This window comes from Tsukamurella sp. M9C (assembly GCF_020169415.1).
Lineage (GTDB): Bacteria > Actinomycetota > Actinomycetes > Mycobacteriales > Mycobacteriaceae > Tsukamurella.
On sequence record NZ_JAIULG010000031.1, the window covers coordinates 26,396 to 47,057 of the forward strand.

At 70.8% G+C, this 20,662-nt stretch carries 21 protein-coding genes; 12 read left to right on the forward strand and 9 right to left on the reverse strand.

Going from position 1 to position 20,662, the window contains the following annotated elements:
• Nucleotides 1-2 precede the first annotated feature (2 nt).
• The 4 genes from LB823_RS15200 (at nucleotide 3) to LB823_RS15215 (ending at nucleotide 4,397) form a co-directional block, all read left to right on the forward strand.
• Nucleotides 3-923 carry a c-type cytochrome gene (locus tag LB823_RS15200; RefSeq protein WP_224648074.1) on the forward strand — a complete coding sequence of 307 codons (921 nt, stop codon included), beginning with the start codon at nucleotides 3-5 and terminating at the stop codon, nucleotides 921-923.
• Nucleotides 920-2,101 (forward strand): ubiquinol-cytochrome c reductase iron-sulfur subunit, encoded by a 1,182-nt coding sequence (locus LB823_RS15205; RefSeq protein ID WP_224648075.1) that lies wholly within the window; start codon nucleotides 920-922, stop codon nucleotides 2,099-2,101. Before LB823_RS15200 ends, LB823_RS15205 begins: the two co-directional genes overlap by 4 nt.
• The gene (locus tag LB823_RS15210) at nucleotides 2,101-3,726 is read left to right on the forward strand and encodes a cytochrome bc complex cytochrome b subunit (RefSeq protein ID WP_224648077.1); all 1,626 of its coding nucleotides are present in this window, start codon (nucleotides 2,101-2,103) and stop codon (nucleotides 3,724-3,726) included. Before LB823_RS15205 ends, LB823_RS15210 begins: the two co-directional genes overlap by 1 nt.
• Nucleotides 3,727-3,806: 80 nt before the next feature.
• On the forward strand, nucleotides 3,807-4,397 hold the full coding sequence (locus tag LB823_RS15215; protein ID WP_374201334.1) for a nitroreductase family protein: 591 nt from the start codon (nucleotides 3,807-3,809) through the stop codon (nucleotides 4,395-4,397).
• A 1-nt stretch (nucleotide 4,398) separates the two neighbouring features.
• Here LB823_RS15215 and LB823_RS15220 read toward each other — a convergent pair whose 3' ends face one another.
• From LB823_RS15220 to LB823_RS15230, 3 genes are all read right to left on the reverse strand, one after another.
• Complete coding sequence (locus LB823_RS15220) at nucleotides 4,399-5,121, reverse strand: hypothetical protein (RefSeq protein ID WP_224648081.1); 723 nt, start codon at nucleotides 5,119-5,121, stop codon at nucleotides 4,399-4,401.
• A 113-nt stretch (nucleotides 5,122-5,234) separates the two neighbouring features.
• Nucleotides 5,235-5,666, reverse strand: a complete 432-nt coding sequence (locus LB823_RS15225; RefSeq protein WP_068521058.1) for a cytochrome c oxidase subunit 4 — start codon at nucleotides 5,664-5,666, stop codon at nucleotides 5,235-5,237.
• A 3-nt stretch (nucleotides 5,667-5,669) separates the two neighbouring features.
• Nucleotides 5,670-6,695, reverse strand: coding sequence for a cytochrome c oxidase subunit II (locus tag LB823_RS15230; RefSeq protein WP_224648083.1), 1,026 nt, complete (start codon nucleotides 6,693-6,695; stop codon nucleotides 5,670-5,672).
• A gap of 312 nt (nucleotides 6,696-7,007) precedes the next feature.
• Between LB823_RS15230 and asnB the strand changes: the two genes are divergently transcribed.
• A complete protein-coding gene (asnB, locus tag LB823_RS15235) occupies nucleotides 7,008-8,972 on the forward strand; it encodes an asparagine synthase (glutamine-hydrolyzing) (protein WP_224648085.1) in 1,965 nt (654 codons plus the stop codon).
• A gap of 2 nt (nucleotides 8,973-8,974) precedes the next feature.
• Here asnB and LB823_RS15240 read toward each other — a convergent pair whose 3' ends face one another.
• The 3 genes from LB823_RS15240 to LB823_RS15250 form a co-directional block, all read right to left on the reverse strand.
• The gene (locus tag LB823_RS15240; RefSeq protein ID WP_224648088.1) at nucleotides 8,975-9,631 is read right to left on the reverse strand and encodes a hemolysin III family protein; all 657 of its coding nucleotides are present in this window, start codon (nucleotides 9,629-9,631) and stop codon (nucleotides 8,975-8,977) included.
• Nucleotides 9,632-9,677: 46 nt separating this feature from the next.
• On the reverse strand, nucleotides 9,678-10,667 hold the full coding sequence (locus LB823_RS15245) for a carbohydrate kinase family protein (RefSeq protein WP_224648090.1): 990 nt from the start codon (nucleotides 10,665-10,667) through the stop codon (nucleotides 9,678-9,680).
• 89 nt (nucleotides 10,668-10,756) lie between these two features.
• On the reverse strand, nucleotides 10,757-11,107 hold the full coding sequence (locus LB823_RS15250; RefSeq protein WP_224648092.1) for an iron-sulfur cluster assembly accessory protein: 351 nt from the start codon (nucleotides 11,105-11,107) through the stop codon (nucleotides 10,757-10,759).
• A 121-nt stretch (nucleotides 11,108-11,228) separates the two neighbouring features.
• On the opposite strand from LB823_RS15250, the gene LB823_RS15255 reads away from it, so the two are divergent.
• The 7 genes from LB823_RS15255 (at nucleotide 11,229) to LB823_RS15285 (ending at nucleotide 17,603) form a co-directional block, all read left to right on the forward strand.
• Nucleotides 11,229-11,915: a DUF3043 domain-containing protein gene (locus LB823_RS15255; protein ID WP_224648094.1), complete on the forward strand. Its 687-nt coding sequence runs from the start codon at nucleotides 11,229-11,231 to the stop codon at nucleotides 11,913-11,915.
• Nucleotides 11,916-11,918: 3 nt separating this feature from the next.
• Entirely contained in the window at nucleotides 11,919-13,592 is a 1,674-nt protein-coding gene (gene cobT, locus LB823_RS15260; protein WP_224648096.1) for a nicotinate-nucleotide--dimethylbenzimidazole phosphoribosyltransferase, read from the forward strand.
• Nucleotides 13,593-13,623: 31 nt separating this feature from the next.
• Nucleotides 13,624-14,361: an adenosylcobinamide-GDP ribazoletransferase gene (locus LB823_RS15265; protein WP_255603754.1), complete on the forward strand. Its 738-nt coding sequence runs from the start codon at nucleotides 13,624-13,626 to the stop codon at nucleotides 14,359-14,361.
• The gene (locus LB823_RS15270) at nucleotides 14,358-15,212 is read left to right on the forward strand and encodes a hypothetical protein (RefSeq protein WP_224648100.1); all 855 of its coding nucleotides are present in this window, start codon (nucleotides 14,358-14,360) and stop codon (nucleotides 15,210-15,212) included. Before LB823_RS15265 ends, LB823_RS15270 begins: the two co-directional genes overlap by 4 nt.
• Nucleotides 15,209-15,817 (forward strand): hypothetical protein, encoded by a 609-nt coding sequence (locus LB823_RS15275; protein ID WP_224648102.1) that lies wholly within the window; start codon nucleotides 15,209-15,211, stop codon nucleotides 15,815-15,817. The genes LB823_RS15270 and LB823_RS15275 overlap by 4 nt, the downstream gene beginning before the upstream one ends.
• A gap of 74 nt (nucleotides 15,818-15,891) precedes the next feature.
• The gene (locus LB823_RS15280; protein WP_224648104.1) at nucleotides 15,892-16,326 is read left to right on the forward strand and encodes a hypothetical protein; all 435 of its coding nucleotides are present in this window, start codon (nucleotides 15,892-15,894) and stop codon (nucleotides 16,324-16,326) included.
• 62 nt (nucleotides 16,327-16,388) lie between these two features.
• Nucleotides 16,389-17,603, forward strand: a complete 1,215-nt coding sequence (locus LB823_RS15285) for an oxygenase MpaB family protein (protein ID WP_374201335.1) — start codon at nucleotides 16,389-16,391, stop codon at nucleotides 17,601-17,603.
• 143 nt (nucleotides 17,604-17,746) lie between these two features.
• Here LB823_RS15285 and LB823_RS15290 read toward each other — a convergent pair whose 3' ends face one another.
• The 3 genes from LB823_RS15290 to LB823_RS15300 all read right to left on the reverse strand — a co-directional run bounded on the left by LB823_RS15290 (nucleotide 17,747) and on the right by LB823_RS15300 (nucleotide 20,656).
• Entirely contained in the window at nucleotides 17,747-18,850 is a 1,104-nt protein-coding gene (locus LB823_RS15290) for a branched-chain amino acid aminotransferase (protein ID WP_224648106.1), read from the reverse strand.
• Between the two features lie 87 nt (nucleotides 18,851-18,937).
• Entirely contained in the window at nucleotides 18,938-20,038 is a 1,101-nt protein-coding gene (gcvT, locus tag LB823_RS15295; protein WP_224648108.1) for a glycine cleavage system aminomethyltransferase GcvT, read from the reverse strand.
• Nucleotides 20,039-20,074: 36 nt separating this feature from the next.
• Entirely contained in the window at nucleotides 20,075-20,656 is a 582-nt protein-coding gene (locus LB823_RS15300) for a hypothetical protein (RefSeq protein ID WP_224648111.1), read from the reverse strand.
• Between the last annotated feature and the right edge of the window lie 6 nt (nucleotides 20,657-20,662).

The window sequence follows — 20,662 nt, forward strand, 5'->3', positions numbered from 1 at the left end:
AGATGAGTTCAGCCAACTTTGAGCCCGCCGGCGAGGGAGGCGAGCCCGACGGTGCCGGGCGCGCGCCCGTCGCCTCGGCACAGAAGGCCCGGAAGCAGCGCAAGCTCCGCCGCAAGTTCGCGAGCGCGGCGCTGCTGGTCGGAGGCCTCCTCGCCGCGGGCGGTGTCGCCACGATCGCCAGCCCGACCCCGCAGGTCGCGATCGCCGACGACTTCGACGCCGCGCAGGTCGAGAACGGCAAGCGCCTGTACGAGACCTCGTGCATCAGCTGCCACGGCGCCAGCCTCGAGGGCGTGAAGGACCGCGGTCCGAGCCTCGTCGGCGTCGGCGACTCGGCCGTGTACTTCCAGGTGCACTCGGGCCGCATGCCCGCGACGGTCAACTCGGCGCAGATCGTGCGCAAGCCGGCCAAGTTCGACGCGAAGCAGATCGACGCCATGGGCGCGTACATCCAGTCGATCGGCGGCGGCCCGTCGATCGTGTGGGAGTACAACCCGGACGGCTCGATCAAGCGCGACGAGAACGGCAACCGCGTCATCGCGCAGGAGTCGCTGCGCGGCAAGAACCTCGGCGCCGGCGCCGAGCTCTTCCGCCTCAACTGCGCGTCGTGCCACAACTTCACCGGCCGGGGCGGCGCCCTGTCCGGTGGCAAGTTCGCGCCGCCGCTGGATCCCGCGAACGAGCAGGAGATCTACGCCGCGATGCTGACCGGCCCGCAGAACATGCCCAAGTTCTCGGACCGTGCACTGTCGCCTGAAGAGAAGAAGAACATCATCGGCTTCATCAAGAACGTCGGCGAGACCCAGTCCCCCGGCGGCCACGGCCTCGGCGGTTTCGGTACCGCGTCCGAGGGCATGGTGATGTGGGTGACCGGGATGATCGCCGTCGTCGGCGCCGCGATGTGGGTTGGGAGCAGGAATTGACCGCCAAGCCGTTGAACAACGTCCCGTCGGACGACGAACTGGACAACCTGTCCCACGAAGAGCTGGTGAAGCTCGGTACCAACCTCGACGGTGTCGAGCTGGTCTACCGCGAGCCCCGCTGGCCCGTCCCCGGCACCCGCGCGGAGAAGCGCGCCGAGCGCACCGTCGCCCTGTGGTTCGTGCTGGCCGGGATCTTCGGCGCCGCGCTGCTCGGCGTCTTCCTGTTCTGGCCGTGGAAGTACCAGGGCATCGATGACGCCCACTACTGGTGGTACACGCTGTACACCCCGATGCTGGGCATCACCTTCGGGCTGTCGCTGCTCTGCGTCTTCGCGGGCACCGTGCAGTTCACCAAGAAGTTCATCCCCGAGGAGATCGCGGTCCAGCAGCGGCACGACGCCGGCGGCTCGTCCAAGGTCGACAAGGCCACCACGGCCGCGCTGTTCAAGGACGCGCTGGAGACCTCCACGCTCCCCCGCCGCAAGATGATCATGGCCTCGGCCGGATTCGGTGTCGGCGTCCTCGGCCTCGGTGCCGCGGCCGGCTTCATCGGCGGCCTGGTGAAGAACCCGTGGGCCAAGCGCGAGGCCTCGCCGCTGTGGCACACCGGCTGGTCGCCGTACTGGAACTCGCTGGACAACGACTTCTCGAGCGACCTCAACCACGAGGCCGTGTTCCTGCGCAACGACGTCGGCGACCCCTACAAGGTCAAGCTGGTGCGCGCCGAGGACCTCGACGCCGGCGGCATGATGACGGTCTTCCCGTGGCGCGTCTCGGACGGCTTCGGCGAGACCGAGGAGTCGCGCCTCAAGCTGCTCCACGGCCTCAAGGGCATCCGCAACCCCGTCATGCTGATCCGCCTGCGTCCCGAGGACGCCGTGCGCGCGATCAAGCGTGAGGGCCAGGAGAGCTTCAACTACGGCGACTACTGGGCCTACACCAAGGTCTGCAGCCACTTCGGCTGCCCCACCTCGCTGTACGAGCAGCAGACCAACCGCATCCTCTGCCCCTGCCACCAGTCGCAGTTCAACGCGCTCGAGTACGGCAAGCCGGTCTTCGGTCCCGCCGCCCGTGCCCTCGCGCAGCTGCCGATCTCGGTCAACGAGCAGGGTTACATGGTCGCCAACGGCGACTTCATCGAACAGGTCGGACCGGCCTTCTGGGAGGCGACGCACTGATGACCACACTCGGAGATCGGATCGGCCACCAGGCCAACGATCTGGATTCGCGGTACCACTTCGCGCCCGGGATCCGTCGCCAGATCAACAAGGTCTTCCCCACGCACTGGTCGTTCATGCTGGGCGAGATCGCGCTGTACAGCTTCGTGATCCTGCTGCTGTCGGGCGTGTACCTCACCCTGTTCTTCGACCCGTCGCTGTCGGAGGTCCACTACGAGGGCGCTTACGAGCCGCTGCACGGCGTCGCGATGTCGCGCGCCTACGCCACCACCCTGGACATCTCCTTCGAGGTGCGCGGCGGCCTGTTCGTCCGCCAGATCCACCACTGGGCCGCGCTGATGTTCGCCGCGTCGATCATCATCCACATGGCCCGCATCTTCTTCACCGGTGCGTTCCGCCGCCCGCGTGAGGCCAACTGGGTCATCGGCTGCGCGCTGCTGATGCTCGCGATGTTCGAGGGCTTCTTCGGCTACTCGATCCCGGACGACCTGCTCTCGGGCACCGGCGTCCGCGCCGCGATGTCGGGCATCGTCGTCGGCCTCCCCGTGGTCGGCACCTGGGTCCACTGGGCGCTGTTCGGCGGGGACTTCCCCGGCGAGCTGCTGATCCCGCGCCTGTACGTGCTGCACATCCTGCTCTTCCCGGGCATCATCCTGGCGCTGATCGCGGGCCACCTCGCCCTCGTCTGGTACCAGAAGCACACCCAGTTCGCGGGCCCCGGCCGCACCGAGGAGAACGTGGTGGGTGTCCGCATCCTCCCCGTCTTCGCGGTCAAGACCGGCGCCTACTTCGCCGCCACCTTCGGCATCCTCGCCCTCATGGCGGGCATCTTCACGATCAACCCCGTGTGGACGATCGGCCCGTACGATCCGGCGAAGGTCTCCGCGGGCGTGCAGCCCGACGTCTACATGATGTGGACGGACGGTCTGGCCCGTCTGTGGCCGGCGTGGGAGCTCTACATCTGGGGCCACACCGTTCCGGGCGCCGCGTTCGTGGCGATCATCATCGGCGTGATCGTGGGCCTGATGTTCGGTTACCCGTGGATCGAGAAGAAGCTCACCGGCGACGATGCGCACCACAACATCCTGCAGCGTCCCCGCGACGTGCCGGTGCGTACCGCGATCGGCGCCATGGCGCTCGCGTTCTACATCGTGCTCACGCTCTCCTGCGTGAACGACGTCATCGCGCTGAAGTTCCACATCTCGCTCAACGCGATGACGTGGATCGGCCGCATCGGCCTGGTCGTGGCACCGCCGGTCGCCTACTGGCTGACCTACCGGTTCTGCATCGGCCTGCAGCGCGCCGACCGCGCGGTGCTGGAACACGGCATCGAGACCGGCGTCATCGTGCGCCGTCCGAACGGTGAGTTCATCGAGCTCCACCAGCCGCTCGGCCCCGTCGACGACCACGGCCACGCCGTGCCGCTCCCCTACGAGGGCGCTGTCGTCCCGACCAAGGCCAACCAGCTCGGTGCCGCCGGCCAGCCCGGCACGGGCTCGTTCCTGCGGGCCGACTCGGCCGAGGAGCAGCGCGACAACGCCGCTCGCGATCACGCGAACGAGGTCAAGGCGCTCGAGGCCCTCAAGAAGGTCCAGGACAACGGCGGCAAGCTCGACGTCGAGTAGGTCCTGACAACGCCACTGCGGCCCCTCCCCCACCCCGGGGAGGGGCCGCAGTCGTTTCCGGTGTCCGACGGTCCGCCACAATGGACGCCGTGAGCACCTGCGAGGTCCCGGTCGTCCCGGAGGTCCATCCCGCCGTTCTGCGCCGCCACAGCCCGATGGCCTTCGCGCCCGACGTCGAGATCGGCGACGCCGCGCTCGACACGATCCTCGATGCCGGCCGCCTCGCCCCTTCGGCCGGGAACTCGCAGCCCTGGGCCTTCATCGTGGGGCGCCGCGGCGACGGCGTGCACGCACGGATCGTCCGGCACCTCGCGGGTAGCTCGGCACGCTGGGCGCCCGACGCCTCCGCGATCGTCGTGAACCTCGCCCGGGTCCTCGTCGAGGACACCGACTGGGAGTACTCGGAGTTCGCCCGCTACGACCTCGGCCAGGCCGTGGCGCACATGACGCTGCAGGCCCTCTCGATCGGCTTCGACGCGCACCAGTTCCGGGCGTTCGACCGCGACGCCGTCGCCGCCGATTTCGGGGTGCCGCGGGAGTGGGAGGTGGCGTCGATGACGGCCTTCGGGGTCGCGGCGCACGCACCGGGCACGGTCGTCGGGGTCGGGCGCGAACGACGCACCCGGGACGACGTGACATGGACGCGCGCCCGCGGCGACGCCCGTCGCTGATTCAGGCCAGACGCAGGCGCAGCAGGTAGCTGTTCTCCCCCACCGGGGCGCCGGGCTCGCCGAGGCAGACCTCGTGCCAGGCACCGTCGACGGCGGTCAGTCCCCGCTCGCGCAGCTGCACGGCGAAGGCCTTCGCCGTGGGCGTCAGGGCGGCCGACCACCGCCCGTCGACGCGGGTCTGCAGGTACGACGACGCCGGCAGGTCCAGGCAGTGCACGCGGGCGAGACTCAGCCCCTTGCTGACCTCGAGCTGTTCGAGCACGTCCCCCACCTCGGCCTCATCGATCCACGCGGGCCGGCGCAGCAGCAGCGTCCAGCGGGCGCTGTCGGTGTCCTGCGGCGCCACGTCGCCGCGGAGACGCTCGAGCGGGGGCATCCGGAAGTCACTGCGAGCCGCGTCGTCGGCGCCGGGGGTGCCGCGGCGGTAGAGGGCCTTGTTGCGCACCTTGACGCCGTACGCGGCCGCGTAGAGGGCCTCCGCGGCCACGCGGAAGTCCTCGGAGGTCCGGGGGCTGCCGACGGTGTCCACTGCCAGGTAGGCGCGCTCGGGAGCGTGGACGACGCCGGTGTGCCCGACGGTGCCGTAGGCCCCGTCGCCGTACGCCTCGGGCTCCGCCTCCGCGAAGTCGAGCTTGGCCTTCGGCGGAGCGACGGTGCCGCCCCGGCCGCGCACCTCGTCGGCGGTGAGCTTGCGTACGGACAGCCCGGCTCTGGCCTGCGTCATGGGTGCATGCAACCAGCCCGAGACGACCCGCGGACGGCGCCGCGGTGAACGCGGACGAAAGAACGACGCCCGCCCCGGTGAATTCCGGTGCGGGCGTCGCTGAAGAACGTGTCCTAGTGCTTCTCGGGACCCTTGTGGTACTCGAAGACGAGGCCCCACGCGGCGCCCACGACGAGCAGGCCGCCGAAGAACCAGAGCCAGTAGAGCTGCAGGGCGACGGAGATGCCGACCACGGCGACCGAGGCCGAGAGCAGGATGGGCCACCACGAGTGCGGGCTGAAGAAGCCCAGCTCGCCGGCACCGTCGGACACCTCGGCGTCCTCGTAGTCCTCGGGGCGGGTGTCGACGCGGTTCGACACGAACCGGAAGTACGTGCCGATGATCAGCGTCAGGCCGCCGGTGAGGAACATGCCGGTCACGCCGACCCACTCCACGGCGCCGTAGCCGTAGCCCGGGCCCCAGATCGCGGTCGCGACGGTGTACAGGATGCCCGCGAGGAAGAAGAACGCGGTGAGGAACTCGAAGAGTTTCGCTTCGACCTTCATGGGTCAGTTCGCTCCTTCTGCGTTCACGGGCGCGGTGCTGTTGCCCGACGGGGTGCGGCCGGTGCGGCGGGTGTCGAACGGGAACGTGCTCGTGGAGACGCCCACCTCGCCGATCGACTCGAGCGCGGCGACGTTGTCCTTGCCGCCCTGGCGCGCCTCGATGTACTTCTTGAAGTTCTCCGGCGTCACGGCGCGGATCTCGAAGTTCATCATGGAGTGGTAGTCGCCGCACATCTCGGCGCAGCGGCCGACGAAGGCGCCGGGCCGGTCGATGCTGGACACCTGGAACTTGTTCTGGGTGTGGTTCTGCACCGGGTTCGGCATCACGTCGCGCTTGAAGGCGAACTGCGGGACGTAGAACGAGTGGACGACGTCGGCCGAGGCCAGGTCGAACTGGATGCGGGTGTCGGTCGGCAGCACCAGGACGGGGATCTCGGCGGACGAGCCCTGCACCTCGACGGTGCTGAACTTCAGGTAGTCGCGGATCTCCTGGAAGCGGCCGTGGTTCGGGCCACGCTCGGGCTGCGCCTCGACGTGCCCGTGCTCCTTCATCTTCTCGGCTTCTTCGTTGAGCTTCGCGATGTCGGGCTGCTTGCCGTACGGGTTCTCCCGCTCGAGCTTGATCTTGGTGCCGTTGAGGGTGACCTCGCGGTACGCGAAACGCCAGTTCCACTGGAAGGCGGTGACGTCGACGGTCACGCCCGGGTTGTCCTCGATCTTCTCGACCTTGGTCTGCACGACCACGGTGAAGTAGAAGAGGACGGCGATGATGAGGAACGGGATCGCGGTGTACAGCAGCTCCAGCGGCACGTTGTACGCGGTCTGCCGGGGGAAATCGGGCGAGTCCGCCTTGCGCCGGTGGAACGTGATGGTCCAGAACGTGAGGGCCCAGACGAGGACACCCATGATCAGGGCGGCCACGACGGACCAGCTCCACAGCTCAGTCATGTCACGGGCCTCGGGGGTAACACCCTCGGGCCAACCGAAACGCATCACCTCGTCGGCCGAGCAGCCCGCCAGAGCGAACATGCCAGCGACGAGCCCGGCGGCCAGAACCAGGCGCTTACGCCAGGACGCGGCCCCACCGTGGGCGTTACTTCCGGGTGCCAATGTCGCGCCTTCCTGCTGAAACACGGTCAGTGCTACGGGGCCCGTTCCGGACCGTCTCCCCGTCCGGGAACTCACGGCCGGGGCTGCACGTTCCCCTTGTACTACGCAGCGTAGACCAACGGGACGGGGTACACGTTGCGGGGTCGCCAAATGGCGCGTCGTTTCGTGTGTCCGGCGCACGGGCCTGCACCGTTCCGGGTGCAGGGGCCCGTTCCGGCATACTGGTCAACCGTGTGTGGCCTCCTGGGATTCCTGTCCGCCGATCAGCACGCGGGCGACGTCGTCGACGCGGTGACCGCCGCCGGCCGGTGCATGCGGCACCGCGGCCCCGACGAGTTCGGCGGGTCGTGGCACGACGACGACCTGGCGCTGAGCTTCAACCGCCTCGCCTTCATCGACATCGAGCACGCCCATCAGCCGCTGCGCTGGGGCCCGCCCGAGAGCCCCGACCGGTACGCGCTGACCTTCAACGGCGAGATCTACAACTACCTTGAGCTGCGCCGGCGCCTGACCGACGAGTTCGGCGCCGAGTTCCGCACCGAGGGCGACGGCGAGCCGATCGTCGCCGGCTTCCACCACTGGGGCATCGACGGGGTGCTCGCCGAACTGCGGGGCATGTTCGCCTTCGCGATCTGGGACACCGAGAAGCGGGAGCTGACGCTCGCCCGCGACCAGTTCGGCATCAAGCCCCTGTACGTCGCGACCGGGTCGAAGGGCACCGTCTTCTCGTCGGAGAAGAAGTCCGTGCTCGCGCTGGCCGACGAGGCGGGCCTGAAGCCGGGCCTCGACGCCCGCGCCGTGCAGCACTACACCGTGCTGCAGTACGTGCCCGAGCCCGAGTCGCTGCACCTGGGCATCCGCCGCCTCGAGTCGGGCTGTTACGCCACGCTCTCCCCCGGCGGCACCATCGAGGCGAAGCGCTACTTCGAGCCCCGCTTCCCCGTGAAACCCGTCACCGGCGGCCTCGAGTCCGCCGAGGCGAAGGCCGTCTACCGCGACATCGCCGACGCGCTGCGCGACTCGGTGAAGATGCACATGCGCGCCGACGTCACCGTCGGGTCCTTCCTCTCCGGCGGCATCGACTCGACCGCCGTCGCGGCGCTGGCGATCCAGCACAACCCCGACCTGATCACCATCACCACCGGTTTCCAGCGCGAGGGCTACAGCGAGGTCGACGTGGCCGCCGAGTCGGCCGAGGCGATCGGCGCCCGCCATGTGGTCAAGACGGTCTCGCCGGAGGAGTTCCGCGACGCGATCCCCGCCATCGTCTGGTACCTCGACGATCCGGTGGCCGACCCGTCGCTCGTCCCCCTCTACTACCTCGCGCGCGAGGCCCGCAAGCACGTCAAGGTCGTGCTGTCGGGCGAGGGCGCCGACGAACTGTTCGGCGGCTACACCATCTACAAGGAGCCGCTCTCCCTCGCGCCCTTCGACAAGCTGCCCGCCTGGGCGCGACGCACCGCCGGGAGGATCGGCGACCGCATGCCCGAGGGCAAGCGCGGCAAGTCGCTGCTGCAGCGCGGCTCACTGCCGCTCGAGGAGCGGTACTACGGCAACGCGCGCTCGTTCAACGACGCGCAGCTGGACTACGTGCTGCGCGACTTCCGGCCGGAGTGGACGCACACCGACGTGACCGCGCCGATCTACGCCAAGACCCGCGGCTGGGGCCCCGTCGAGCGGATGCAGCACCTGGACCAGTTCACCTGGCTCCGCGGCGACATCCTGGTCAAGGCCGACAAGATGACGATGGCCAACTCGCTCGAGCTGCGCGTGCCCTTCCTGGACAAGGAGGTCTTCCGCGTCGCGGAGACCCTCCCCGCCGACCTCAAGCTGGCCGGCGGCACGTCGAAGTACGCGCTGCGCCGCGCGCTGGAGGAGATCATCCCGCCGCACGTGCTGCACCGGAAGAAGCTGGGCTTCCCCGTGCCGCTGCGGCACTGGCTGGCCGGCCCGGAGCTCTACGACTGGGCCCGGAACGTCATCGAGGAGTCGCAGACCGACGAGTGGATCGACCGGCGCGCGGTGCTCGCCATGCTCGACGAGCACAAGGCGAAGGCCCCCGAGGGCTGGCCGGGCGGCACCGACCACTCCCGCCGGATCTGGACCGTCCTGGTGTTCATGGTCTGGCACGGCATCTTCGTCGAGGACCGCATCCACCCGGCCATCGAGGAGCCGGACTACCCGGTCCGCCTGTAGTTTCAGCGCAGCAGCGTGATCCACATCGCGACGTAGTGGCACAGCGCCGCGACGACGGTGGCGGCGTGGAAGAACTCGTGGTGCCCGAAGACGCCGGGCCACGGGTTCGGCCAGCGGGTGGCGTAGAGCACCGCTCCCCCGCTGTAGAGCACGCCGCCGACCGCGAGCAGGATCGATGCGGTCCAGCCGGCGCCGCGCACGAGATCTCCCGCGACGGCGACGACCACCCAGCCGAGCGCGATGTACAGCGGCACGCCGACCCACCGCGGGGCGTGGGGCCACAGCAGCTTGAGCGCGACGCCGGCGAGGGCGCCGCCCCAGACCACGGCGAGCACCCAGCGGGCGACGCCGGACGGCAGCGCCAGCACGGCGATCGGCGTGTAGCTGCCGGCGATGAAGACGAAGATCATGCAGTGGTCGGCGCGCTTCATCCAGACGCGCTGCGCGTCGGTCCACTTCCCGCGGTGGTAGGCGGCGCTGACCCCGAAGACGCCGATCACCGTGATCGCGTACACGAGCAGCGCGAGCCCGGCGGCTGTGCTCTCCCGGAAGCCCGCGATCACGAGCGGGATCCCCAGAACCGCGGCGCCGATCGCCCCGAACTGATGGATCACGCCCCGCAGGCGCGGCTTGGCCTCGGGCACACCTGCGATCGTCATGAACCTACGATACCGTAGGTTACTCGCCGGTAATCACAATTGTGACCTACAGCGCAGAGAGGATCTCGGTGGCCACCTCGGCGCCGTACGCCTCGGTCAGCCGCTCGCGGGCATCCTCGACGTCGTAGTCCCACGCCTGCGGCCCCACGGTCTCGAGCACCTTCACGGCGACGTACGAGCCGAGCTGCCCGGCGCGCTCGTGGGACAGGCCCGCGTCGAGGCCCACGAGGAAGCCGGCGCGGAAGGCGTCGCCGACGCCGGTCGGGTCGACGCGGCCACGGTCGGGCACCACGTCGACGTGGATGCGCTGCGCGACGGTGCCGTCCGCGCCGTTGACGACGATCTCGGCGCCCTTCTCGGCGAGCGTGGTCACGCGGACCTCGACCATCGCGGTGAGCCGCTCCGCGCTCACGCCGGTCTTCTGCTGCAGCAGGTTCCACTCGTACTCGTTCGTGAACAGGAACGTGGCGCCCTCGACGAGGTCGCGAGCCTCCTCACCGTTCAGGCGCGCGAGCTGTTGCGACGGGTCCGCGGCGAAGGGGATGCCCGCCTCACGGCACTGGGCGCTGTGCAGGGTCATGGCCGCGGGATCGTTCGCGCCGATCACCACGAGGTCGAGGCCGCCGACGGTGGCGGCCACGTCGGCGATCGCGATCTCCCGCGACTCGGCCATCGCGCCCGAGTAGAAGGACGCGATCTGCGCCATCTCGGAGTCGGTGGTGCACTGGAAGCGCGCGGTGTGCGCGGTCTGCGAGACCCGGACCGCGCGGGTGTCGACACCCGCGTCCTCGAGCCAGGAGCGGTAGCCCTCGTCGAAATCGGCGCCCACGGCGCCGACGAGCACGGGTCGCCGGCCGAGCCGGGCCATGCCGAAGCTGATGTTCGCGCCGACCCCGCCGCGCTGCAGCACGAGCTCCTCCACCAGGAAGCTCAGCGAGACGTGAGCGAGGTGTTCGGCGAGCAGTTGCTCGGAGAACTTCCCCTCGAAACGCATCAGATGATCAGTGGCGATGGAACCGGAAACGGCGATCGACACGACGAAACCCTCCCGTGGTCGGCGACGGACGAATCCAGTCAGCCTAACCGCGAGAGGGTTCCGGACGCCTCGCGGGCGTCAGTCGTGCGTCAGTTGAACGAGTCGCCGCAGGCGCACGAGCCGGTGGCGTTCGGGTTATCGATGGTGAAACCCTGCTTCTCGATCGAGTCGACGAAGTCGATCTTCGCGCCGATCAGGAACGGCACGCTCATCCGGTCGACCGACAGCTTCACGCCGCCGAACTCGGACAGCACGTCGCCGTCGAGCGACCGGTCGTCGAAGTACAGCTGGTACCGCAGGCCCGCGCATCCGCCCGGCTGCACCTCGATGCGCAGCGCCAGGTCGTCACGACCCTCCTGGTCCAGCAGCGCCTTCGCCTTCGAGGCAGCGGCCTCGGTCAGCACCACACCGGTGGTTTCGCTCTCAGCAGCAGTAGTCATAGGTTCTCCTCACAGACGCACGTCGGTGTCTGGTTCAACGGTACTCCCCCGCCCCGCATTCCCGGGAGTCACCATCACCCGCGTCGTCGCGCACCCGGCGGGATCGAATAGGCTGGACGGCGTGAAACTCCCCTGGCAGAAGGCCGACGATTCGACCTCCGAGGCGGCGGAGTCCGCGGCAGCCGACACCGTCGACGATACCGCTGCGGATCCGCTCGCCAAGCCCGCGCAGACGGCGGGCAAGGGCCGCCCCACGCCCAGCCGCCGCGAGGCGCAGGGCCGCAAGCGCGGCCCCGTCGCCCCCGCGCCGATGACGCGGGCCGAGGCCCGGGCGCGGAAGAAGGAGCTGCGCAACTCCATGAGCAAGGAGGAGCGCAAGGCGGCCGCGGCGGATCGCCGCACGCAGGCCAACGAGCGCCGCGAGCTCATGATGCAGGGCGACGAGCGGTACCTGCCGGTCCGTGACAAGGGCCCCGTCAAGGCGTACGTGCGCGACCTGGTGGACGCCAAGCGCCACATCTCCACCATGTTCATCCCGTTCGCGGTCGCGGTGATGGTGTTCATGTTCGTCACCGTCAACCGGCCGGAGCTCGCGGGCATCCCGATGCTGATCCTGCTGGTCATGGTCGCGGTCATGGCGATCGAGGGCATCCTCACCGGCCGCCGCGTCAACAACCGCGTCCGCGAGCGCTGGCCGGACACCACCGAGACGGGCTTCCGCCTCGGCTGGTACGCCTTCATGCGCTCCACGCAGCTGCGGCGCATGCGCATCCCGCGGCCGCAGGTCAAGCCGGGCGACGCGGTCTAGCCCGTGGCGCTCACCCTCGTTATCGGTGGGGTCCGCTCGGGCAAGTCCGCGCGCGCCGAGCAGCTGATCGCCGGGTCCGGCGCCCTCGTCCGGTACGTCGCCACGGCGCCGCGGCCCGACGGTGACCCCGACCTCACGGCGCGGGTGGCCGCGCACCGCGAGCGACGCCCGTCGTCGTGGTCCACCGTCGAGACGCAGGACCTCCGCGCGGTCCTGTCCGAGGGCTCCGCCCCGACGCTGATCGACGACCTCGGCGGCTGGCTCGCCGCGCGCCTCGACGCGGCCGGCTGGGAGACCCCCGAGAACGTGCAGCCCGATCTCGACGGCCTCGTGGCCGCCGCGGCGGCGTACGCGGGCGAGCTGGTCATCGTGAGCCCCGAGGTGGGCCTGTCGCTGGTCGCCGAGACGCACGCGGGCCGCGTCTTCCAGGACCTGCTGGGCACGCTCAACGGCCGGCTCGCGGCGATCGCCGACCGGGCCGAGCTCGTCGTCGCCGGGATCCCCGTCCTGCTCGACGGTGCGCCCTCCCCCGTGGCCGCGGCGGCCCCCGCCGCGAGCCTGGTCAAGCCCGTGCCGGAGGTGCCGCAGGCGCCGCCGATCGTGCTCCCGCCGTTCGAGCCGGGCGCCGACCCGCTGGCCTTCCCGCAGCTCTCCCCGCCGGATCCGTTCGTGGGCCGCGAGGCGCGCGACCGCCAGTTGGAGCTGACCAAGCCGGCGGGCTCGCTGGGCCGCCTGGAGCAGCTCGGCGAGTGGATCGCCGCGTGCCAGGGCGTGTGCCCGCCGAAGCAGTTCGAGCGCGCGCGCATCGTGGTCTTCGCCGGGGATCACGGCGTGGCCGCGGGCGGCGTCTCGGCCTACCCGCCGGAGGTCACGGCGCAGATGGTGGCGAACTTCGCCGCCGACGGCGCTGCGATCAACGTGCTCGCCGCGCAGGCCGGCGCGACGGTCCGCATCGAGGACATCGCCGTCGCCGGCGATACCCGCGAGGACCTGAGCCGCAACAAGATCCGCCGCTCGTCGGGCGACATCGCCGTGACCGACGCGCTCACCGACGAGGAGACGATCGCCGCGATCGCCGCGGGCCGCCGGATCGCCGACGAGGAGATCGACTCCGGCGCCGACCTGCTCATCGCCGGCGACATGGGCATCGGCAACACGACGCCCGCCGCGGTGCTGGTCGGCGCGCTCACCGACACCGAGCCCGTTCTCGTCGTGGGCCGCGGTACCGGCATCGACGACAACGCCTGGATGCGCAAGGCCGCCGCGATCCGCGACGGCATGTACCGCGCGCGCCCGCACGTCGGCAACCCGAAGGCGCTGCTGCGCACCGTCGCCGGGGCGGACCTGGCCGCGATGGCCGGGTTCCTGGCGCAGGCCGCGGTGCGGCGCACGCCGGTGATCCTCGACGGCGTCGTGGTCACGGCGGCCGCACTGGTCGCGAACGACCTCGCCCCCGGTGCGGTGAGCTGGTGGGTCGCCGGGCACAAGAGCCCCGAGCCCGCGCACGCCCTCGCGCTGCACCGCCTGGACCTCGAGCCCCTGCTCGACCTCGGCCTGCGGCTCGGCGAGGGCAGCGGCGCGGCGCTCGCGCTGCCCCTGGTGCGCTCGGCCGTGGCCGTCCTCGGCGAGATGGCGACCTTCGATGCGGCCGGCGTGTCCGGGAAGGCCGCCGACTGACGTGCGGCACCTCGCCGCCACCGTCGCCTGGATGACGGTGCTGCCCGTGCCCGGTTCGCTGCAGCCGAGCCCGGTCACGCGGGCCGACGGTGCCCGCATCATCGCCCTCGTGCCCCTCGCCGGCGCGCTCGTCGGCGCCGCCGTGGCCGCGGTCGCCTGGGCCGCCCACGCCGCGGGCCTGCCGGCGGTGCTCGTCGGCGCCCTGGCCGTCGGCGCCGGGGCGCTCCTGACGCGCGGCATGCACCTCGATGGCTTCGCGGACTGCGTCGACGGTCTCGGCAGCTACGGATCGCCGGAGCGGGCGCGGGAGATCATGCGGCAGGGCACCGTCGGGCCGTTCGGCGCCGCCGCGCTGGCACTGCTGCTGATCGCGGGGTCCGCGGCCGTCGGCGGGCTCGCGGACCGCGGGGCGTGGCTCGCGATCGGTGTCGCCGTGGGCGCCGCCCGGACGGCCGCGGTGCTCGGCTGCCGGCGCGGCTGGGCACCGTCGAACCCCGACGGCTTCGGCGCGCTGACGGCGGGCACGCAGGGCCTTGCGACGCAGGGGTCCTGGGTCGTGATCGCGCTGGCCGCGGCCGTCCCGGCGGTGCCCGGGCGCCCGTGGCAGGGGCCGCTCGCCGTCGCGGTGGGGCTGCTCGTCGCGGCCCTCGCGATGCGGCACTGCGTGCGCCGGTTCGGCGGGATGAGCGGCGACGTCCTGGGTTTCGGCATCGAGCTCGCGACGGTGAGTGCCCTGGTGGGACTGAGCGTGACGGAGGGATGGATGTGATCGACTCGCGATTGCGGGACCTGGGACCGAGTGCGTCGGCGGACGAGCTGGAAGCGGCGTTCTTCCGCAGCGTGGTGTATGCGCCGCTGCGCGGTCTGAACAAGCGCGGCGCGGGCCCGCGGGACTTCGTCACGCGGTCGGTGGCGAAAGTTCCGCATGTCCGCGTCTTCGTCGACGAGGCGCAGCTGAGGTCCACCCCGCGGGTGGGCTCGTGGTTCGAGCGGATGACGGGTCGCGAGCTGCTCACGCTCGTACCTCCAGGGCAGGGCATCGAGCTCACGATCGGCGACCGGGTCGCGCGTGCAGCCGCGGGGACGGTCGAGGAGGTCTCAGCGTTGGCGGCCGAACGGATCCGGCAGTCCCGCGCGCGGTTCACGCCTCCGGCGTCGCGGGGCCTGTCGCCGATGGCGTTCAGGGACTTCCAGGACTCGATCTTCGCGATGCTCGCGGTGTTCACCTCGACGTTCCGCGCGGCGCATCCGACCGCCGAGGAGGCGTCGATCGTGGTGCGCTACGCCGGCACGGCGGCGCAGGGGCGGGTGACCTTCGTCGATCAGGACGGCGTTGCGCGCGTCGAGCCGGTCGCGGATGACGCACTGGCCTCGGCCGCCCGGCTCCGCACCGGCACGGCGGCCGATTCGGTGGGCGCGTGGTTCTCGTTGTACTCGGAGTTCGACCCGCGCCAGTCGGGAGGAACCTTCGTCTACCCCAAGTTCAATTGGGACCACGAACCGCACTGGGACCCGGAGATTCCCGCGGTCCACTACGCCGACGAGCTCCGGCAGCACCCGCGCGACCTGCGGTTCGTTCCCGACTGGCTGCTGCTGCGCTGCGAGGAGGCGACCCGATGACCGATCACGGCGACATGATGGAATACCGCCACCAGGCGCGGGATTCGAGCTACGAGGAGTTCGTGCGGAAGGTCGACGTCGCCCGTGTCGTACGCCTCCAGCACGACCTGGATCTCGACCCGGAGAACGGGTGGACCAACGTCCTGCACGGGGCGCTCCGGAACGACTCGATCGAAGCCCGGGTCCGGATCACCGAGGCGCTGCTCGACGCCGGGTGGAAGGTCGGCCGGATCGACCTCGCGATCATGTTCGAACACCACGTTCACGATGCGGAGCTGGAACTGCCGTTGCTGGCCCGCCTGCTGGACGGGGGCAGCGATCCGCTGGCCGTCGTGAAGGGCGGCGACCGAGCGATCCAGCTGCTCGGCATGGGCCGCGGGGGCCCCTTCGGAAGCGAACGGGATCCGCTCCGCGACCTCCTGTTCGATCGCCCCGGGATGGACTTCACCCGACGGACCACCGACGGCTCGACGATCCTGCGCACACACCTGCGCAGCCGCCCGTACACGATGGACTCACTCACCCGGGTCCTGGACTACATGGAGCGGTTCGGCCCCGCCGCACCGAGACTCGGCGAGGACCCGCGGGACAACTTCCCGGTCTGAGCCGAGCGGCCCGGGGGGTTCGCACGCAACCGGTCCGCAAGCGCCCGCCAAGCACGGTGAGCGAGGCTCACGACATGACCTACGACGACGCCGGGTGGCACTCCGATACCATCGCCGAGCTGGGCCTGCCCGAGGAGGCGGCGGGTACGCACATCGGCATGTTCTACGCGTGGGCCCGCGCCCGCGGCCTGGCGAGCGGCACGCACCTGGAGCACGGCGTCGACGGCGAGGTTCCCGACGAGTCCCTCCCGCTGCTCGACGAGCGCACGATCACCCCCGGCGCGTACCTGGACCAGTACCTCGACGGACAGCTCGACCCCAGCTTCCTCACCGCCGAGGGCTGCGCGTTCGTCGAGGCGGAGTACGACGCCTACCTCGAGTCCTACGAGCGGATCCCCGCCGTCGCGGCGGCCGCCAGCATGTACGCCGCGCCCGACACGTGGCTGCTCTACAACGCGGTCGAGCCGGTGCTCGACGAGCTCTACGCGCAGTGGAAGGGCCGTCGCTGACCGGTTGGGGTCCGCCTGCCGGGGACTCGACAACAGGCGTTGTCAGGAGTAGACACAGGGGTGTGACGACAGTGGACACCCCGAGGCCCATCCCCGCGCGCCACCCCGCGCGACCGCGGCGGGTGCCGCCGGGTATCCGCATGGTGAGCGCGGCGCTCCGCCTCCCCGAGCCCACCGACGCCGAGTTCCGGCGGTTCGGCGAGCTGCTCACCGTCGGGGACGCGCCGATGGACGAGCTCGTCGAGTGGATCTACGAGGACCGCGAGACACGCAAGCCGATGTTCGACCGCGCCCTGAACGAGGGCATCGCGTCCGTCCCGGAGGCTCCCGGCATGCTGCGGGCGTTCTTCGAGGACATGGAGACCGCCCCGGAGTGGGTCGACTGGGACAAGATCCTCCTCGGCGGCCAGCTCATGCGCAGCGGCGGCGCGGACGGCTTCTCGATCGCGCGCGACGTCGCCCTGATGGGCGGGTACCTCTTCTCGGGCTTCAACCAGACCCTGCTGCGCACGGGCGCGCTGGAGAAGGGCTCGAACAAGCGGTTCGCGGAGACCTCGCAGTGGGCGCTCGACGTGATCGTGCCGGAGGGCCTGCGGCCCGGCGGCGCCGGCTACCGGTCCACGCTGCACGTGCGGTTCATCCACTCGATGGTGCGCCGGCACGTCATGGCCCTGCCGGACTGGGACTACGAGACCTACGGCCTGCCGATCAACCAGACGGACATGGCGGCCACGCTGGTCGGCGCGCTGATCGCCCCGGTCGCCACCGGGACCGGCATCGGGATGGTCGCCAGCCCGCGCGAGTACGAGGCGGCCGCGCACCTCACGCGGTACGTCGGCCGACTGATGGGCGTGCACGACGACTTCCTGCCGCACAGCTTCCGCGACAGCCTTCGGATCCTGTTCCAGACCTCGCGGGCGCTCTCGACCCCCGACGACACCAGCAAGGCGCTCGCGCAGCCGATGGCCGACGACCCCATGCTGTGGCGGTACGGCCACCTCACGGGGCTGCGGCGCCGGATCGCGCGCTCGCAGCACCTGTCGATCGCGACCGCCTACCTGGGCACGGCGGCGATGAAGGAGCTCGGCGTCCCGTCGACCCTCCCCTGGTACCCGGCGCTCCGGATCCCGTACCACCTCGTCGAATCGGTGCTCAACCAGCTCCCCGGGGGCCGCGAGCGCGCCGCCCGCCGCGGCGACGTGGGTCAGGCCAAGTTCATGCGCACGCTGAACGAGGAGGCCGCCGTCGGCCACTCCGCCCAGCACGTCACGCACTAGCCGACACCTTTCGAAGCATTCTGCGACGATTCCGGCAGATTCGGCCGCACAGCGCTTCGAAAGATGTTCCGGCGGAGTGCTGTCCGAGACGCCGTCGGCCCGCACCGGGATCCGGCGCGGGCCGACGGCGGCGGGGGTGAGCGTCAGCTCAGGGTGTGCATCCAGCCGTGGGTGTCGGGGACGGTGCCGCGCTGGATGCCGGTGAGGGTCTCGCGCAGCGCCATCGTGATCTCGCCGGGCTCGCCGTCGCCGATCACGAAGTCCTCGGACGCCCCCTTGACCCGCCCGACGGGCGTGATGACGGCGGCGGTGCCGCAGGCGAAGACCTCGGTGATGGCGCCGGACGCGACGCCTTCCTTGAGCTCGTCGACGGTGATGCGACGCTCCTCGGTCTCGAAGCCGGCGTCGCGGGCGAGCTGGAGCAGCGAGCTGCGGGTCACGCCGGGGAGCAGCGATCCGGACAGCTCCGGCGTGACGATCCGGGCCGAGGAGCCCGAGCCGAGGACGAAGAACAGGTTCATGCCGCCCATCTCCTCGATCGCCTCGTGCTCGATGGCGTCGAGCCACACGACCTGGTCGCAGCCCTGCTGCGCGGCCTGGGCCTGCGCGACGAGCGACGCGGCGTAGTTGCCGCCGCACTTGGCGAAGCCGGTGCCACCGGGCGCGGCGCGCACGTACTCCCGCGAGAGCCACACGGAGACGGGCTTCACGCCGCCCGCGAAGTAGGCGCCGGCGGGCGAGGCGATCACCAGGAAGCGGTAGCTGTTCGACGGCTTGACGCCGAGGGTCTCCTCGTCGGCGAAGATGAACGGCCGGAAGTACAGGGCCTCCTCGCCGCCGGCCGCGGGCACCCACTCGCCGTCGATGGCCACGAGCTGCTTGAGCGACTCCACGAAGACGTCCTCGGGCAGCGGCGGGATCGCGAGCCGCTCGGCGGAGCGCTGGAAGCGCGCGGCGTTGGCCTCGGGCCGGAAGGTGGCGACGGAACCGTCGGGCTGGCGGTAGGCCTTGAGACCCTCGAAGATCTCCTGCGCGTAGTGCAGCACCGACGCCGAGGGCTCCATCGGGATGGGCCCGTAGGGCAGCACCTCGGGCGCGTGCCAGCCCTCGGCCTCGTTCCAGCGGAGCGAGATCATGTGGTCGGTGAAGTACCTGCCGAATCCCGGGTTCGCCAGGATCTCGGAGCGCTCAGCCGCAGAGCGGGGGTGGTCGTTGCGGGTGAGGGCGAAGGCCGTGCCAGTTGTCATGGGACCTGATTCTACGACCCGCGCGGGTGGGCGCGGGCCGTACCAATCAGTAGGAACCCCGAGTATTTTTTCGGGGCCTCCGCGGGACTACTTGGTGTTCGCCTCGACGAACGGCGGGAGGACCACCTCGCACTCGATCGCGCGGCCGCGCACGTCCACGCTCACCGGCGTCCCCTTCTCGACGCCCGCCGCGGAATCGATGAGCGCCAGGGCGATTCCGGTCTTGAGGCTGGGGCTGAAGGTGCCCGACGTGGTGGTGCCGATCGGCGCGCCGTCGGCGGAGAGCACCGTGAGGTCGGCGCGCAGCACGCCCTTGCCGGTGGCGCGCAGGCCCCAGAGCTTGCGGGCCGGGCCGGCCTCCTTCTCCGCCAGGAGGGCCTCGCGGCCGACGAACTCGGGCTTCTTCCACCCGACGGCCCAGCCGGCCCGGGCCTGGACGGGCGTGATGTCGACGGTGAGCTCGTGCCCGTGCAGCGGGTAGCCCATCTCGGTGCGGAGGGTGTCGCGGGCGCCGAGCCCGGCGGGCTGGCCGCCGCGCGAGGTGATCTCCGGGAGCAACGCGCGGAAGACGGTCTCGGCGTCGCCCCAGGCGGGAATCAGCTCGTAACCGTGCTCGCCCGTGTACCCGGTGCGGCAGACGCGCACGGGGGTGCCGTTCAGGGAGGCGTCCTCGTAGGCCATGTACTCCATCTCGGTGGGCAGCCCGACGGCCGCCAGCACCTCCGCCGACTTCGGGCCCTGCACGGCGAGCACGGCGTAGTCGCGGTGCTGGTCGGTGACGGTGATCCCCTCGGGCGCGCGCGCGACGAGGTGCGCGACCACCGCGGCCGTGTTGGCGGCGTTGGGCACGAGGAAGAGCTCGTCGTCGGAGACGTAGTAGACGATGAGGTCGTCGATCACACCGCCGGATTCGTTGGTGCACAGGGTGTACTGCGCCTTGCCGGGGTGGATCTTGCCGAGGTCGGCGGTGAGCACGCGGTTGACGAAGTCCTTGGCGCCGGGCCCGGCGACGGTGGCCTTGCCGAGGTGGCTGACGTCGAAGATGCCCACGGCTTCGCGGACGGCGGTGTGCTCGCCGACGGTGCCCGCGTACTTGACGGGCATCGACCAGCCGCCGAACGGCGCGAACGCCGCCCCCAGCTCGACGTGCACGGCGTTCAGGGGGCCCTCGATCAGCGTCTCACTCATGCCTCGCACCTTAGACGACGCGCCCCACCGCGGGGGTCACAGCAGGGTGGCGGTCGACCCGTCGATCCGGAAGCCGTTCTGCTCGGCGAGCTCGGCCGCGGCGAGGCGCACCGCCGCGAGCTCGGGCGGCGCACTCGTCGCCGCGGGCACGAAGTCGATCGTCCTCTGCAGCTCGGCGCAGCGGGCGTTGTACGACTGCATGAAGTCCGCGATCTCCGCCTCCGTGGGTAGGCGGACCTCCCTCGCTCGGCGCACCATCGATCCGACGACCGCAGTCCCGATCACCGCACCGACCGCGAGCACGACCCACGGAATGACGAACCCGTAGTCCGACGCCATCTCCTCATAGGTGCGCGTCTTGATCTGGCGCGTCCCCGAATAGACCTGGCAGACATCGCCGGGCTGCATCGGGATGCCGTGGCATTCAGTCTCCCAGCTGTTCCACCAATACCAGGCCCACCCGCCGCACACGAAGCAGACCGCCGTGGCCGTGACGATCATCCGCCACAACCAGCCCGAGGGCCCGCCGGGCAGTGCCTGCGGCCAGGTCGGCCACTGCGCGACCTGGCGTCGCGCGCTCCTCATCGTGTAGTTGTCGACGTGTGCCGGCTCGGTCATGCGGCG

Excerpts from the sequence above, each read along its gene's own strand:
- LB823_RS15220 (WP_224648081.1), bottom strand. The coding sequence starts at position 5,121 with ATGACGCAGGCCAGAGCCGGGCTGTCCGTACGCAAGCTCACCGCCGAC.
- LB823_RS15210 (WP_224648077.1), top strand. The coding sequence starts at position 2,101 with ATGACCACACTCGGAGATCGGATCGGCCACCAGGCCAACGATCTGGAT.
- LB823_RS15240 (WP_224648088.1), bottom strand. The coding sequence starts at position 9,631 with ATGACGATCGCAGGTGTGCCCGAGGCCAAGCCGCGCCTGCGGGGCGTG.
- LB823_RS15290 (WP_224648106.1), bottom strand. The coding sequence starts at position 18,850 with ATGACAACTGGCACGGCCTTCGCCCTCACCCGCAACGACCACCCCCGC.
- LB823_RS15200 (WP_224648074.1), top strand. The coding sequence starts at position 3 with ATGAGTTCAGCCAACTTTGAGCCCGCCGGCGAGGGAGGCGAGCCCGAC.
- LB823_RS15230 (WP_224648083.1), bottom strand. The coding sequence starts at position 6,695 with ATGTTCGCTCTGGCGGGCTGCTCGGCCGACGAGGTGATGCGTTTCGGT.
- LB823_RS15265 (WP_255603754.1), top strand. The coding sequence starts at position 13,624 with ATGACGGTGCTGCCCGTGCCCGGTTCGCTGCAGCCGAGCCCGGTCACG.
- LB823_RS15215 (WP_374201334.1), top strand. The coding sequence starts at position 3,807 with ATGGACGCCGTGAGCACCTGCGAGGTCCCGGTCGTCCCGGAGGTCCAT.
- LB823_RS15225 (WP_068521058.1), bottom strand. The coding sequence starts at position 5,666 with ATGAAGGTCGAAGCGAAACTCTTCGAGTTCCTCACCGCGTTCTTCTTC.
- LB823_RS15300 (WP_224648111.1), bottom strand. The coding sequence starts at position 20,656 with ATGACCGAGCCGGCACACGTCGACAACTACACGATGAGGAGCGCGCGA.
- LB823_RS15280 (WP_224648104.1), top strand. The coding sequence starts at position 15,892 with ATGACCTACGACGACGCCGGGTGGCACTCCGATACCATCGCCGAGCTG.
- LB823_RS15275 (WP_224648102.1), top strand. The coding sequence starts at position 15,209 with ATGACCGATCACGGCGACATGATGGAATACCGCCACCAGGCGCGGGAT.
- gcvT (WP_224648108.1), bottom strand. The coding sequence starts at position 20,038 with ATGAGTGAGACGCTGATCGAGGGCCCCCTGAACGCCGTGCACGTCGAG.
- LB823_RS15250 (WP_224648092.1), bottom strand. The coding sequence starts at position 11,107 with ATGACTACTGCTGCTGAGAGCGAAACCACCGGTGTGGTGCTGACCGAG.